At 52.8% G+C, this 271-nt stretch carries 1 protein-coding gene; it reads left to right on the top strand.

Annotated elements, in window-relative coordinates:
* Positions 1 to 16: 16 nt before the first annotated feature.
* Positions 17 to 271, top strand: a 255-nt coding sequence (locus RVY79_RS19705) for a hypothetical protein (RefSeq protein ID WP_317466261.1), incomplete at its 3' end; no start/stop codon positions are given.

Consider the following 271-nt stretch of genomic DNA (forward strand, 5'->3'; position numbering starts at 1 on the left):
CTTAGGTTTCTATCTCGTGAACGTACGAGCCCGCCGGGAGTATTGCCAGCGGCTCGGCGTCGACATCACCCCATTCGTCAAAGCGTTCAGCGCTGAACACAAAGACCTGTATGAAAAGAGCCGCAAAATTATTGCGCGTGGCCCATATTCACCGAATCAAGTCGAGGAAAAGTTGTACAACATGATGCAGCCGACCATCCAAACCACCGTTGGAGACGCCATGCGGACAATGGGAAGTGAGGTCCATGCAAGCGAGCAACAGGTTTGTGCT

Source organism: Chromohalobacter sp. HP20-39, from assembly GCF_033052815.1.
Taxonomy (GTDB): domain Bacteria; phylum Pseudomonadota; class Gammaproteobacteria; order Pseudomonadales; family Halomonadaceae; genus Chromohalobacter.